This is a genomic window from Pseudomonas sp. A-1, assembly GCF_004801855.1.
In the GTDB taxonomy this organism is placed as follows: domain Bacteria; phylum Pseudomonadota; class Gammaproteobacteria; order Pseudomonadales; family Pseudomonadaceae; genus Geopseudomonas.
In genome coordinates, this window is sequence record NZ_SSTC01000217.1 from 1 (window position 1) to 994 (window position 994).

General features: G+C 75.3%; 1 protein-coding gene and 1 pseudogene. Both read left to right on the forward strand.

The window, feature by feature from the left end:
* Positions 1-767 (forward strand): peptidoglycan-binding protein (locus tag E5198_RS21220; RefSeq protein WP_168772578.1); only part of this gene is annotated, 767 nt, incomplete at its 5' end.
* 2 nt (positions 768-769) lie between these two features.
* A pseudogene (locus E5198_RS21225) lies at positions 770-994 on the forward strand (hypothetical protein); the annotation flags it as partial.

Genomic DNA, 994 nt, shown 5'->3' on the forward strand with positions numbered 1-994 from the left:
AGACGCCGCCGCTGGCGGCCAGCGACAGCGCTCCCGCGCCGGCCGCTGCCGAGCCGCTCGCCAGTAGCGGGCCCGCCGCCGACACGGCAGAGCCCGCGCCGCCCGCCGAGCGGCAACCCGCCAGCAGCGAGAGTTCTCCCGGCATCATCGCCGCCCCGGGCCGCGAGGAGCACTGGCTGCACGAGGCCATGGCGGTGCGCAGCCTGTTCGCCCAGTGGCAGATCGAGGTCGCCGAACCGACCGCCCTGGAGGACGCCTGCCGGCGCGCCGGCCAGGTGGACCTGCACTGCCTGCCGATGAACGACGGCCTCGCCTCGCTGCGCAGCTTCAACAGCCCGGCCATCGTCGAACTGCGCCAGGCCGACGGTCCCGACTTCCTCGCCACCCTGCTTGAGCTGGGGCCGGAGCAGGTCCGCCTGGCCGTGGCCGGCAAGATCCAGGAAGTGCCGCTGGACAGCCTGATGCGCCAGTGGACCGGCCGCTACACCCTGCTCTGGCGCGCCCCCGAGGGCTGGGGCCGCGGGCTGGGCATCGGCGCCCGCGATCCGGCGGTGGCCTGGATCGACCAGCGCCTGGCGCGCTGGGAAGGTGCGCCCCCGCGCGGCAGCGCCGGCAACCTGTTCACCGAGGAACTGGCCCGGCGGGTGCGTGACTTCCAGCGTGCCCACGGCCTCAAGGCCGACGGCCTGGTCGGCCGGATGACCCTGGCCCGCCTCGCCGCCCTCACCGACGCCGAAGCGCCGGTTCTGGCCCAGCAGGACCACTAGCCATGTCCTACATACTCGAAGCCCTGAAGAAGTCCGAATACGCCCGCCAGCAAGGCAGGGTGCCGGATCTCGCCACCCTGCCCGCCGCGGAGGCGCCGCCGGACCTGCCGTTCGCCGCCAATCGCCTGCCGCTGCTGGCCGGCGGCGCCCTGCTGCTGGCGGTGGCGGTGACCGGCTGGTGGCGCCCCTGGCAGTCGCCGCCGCCCGAGGCGACCGTTGCCCCGGCC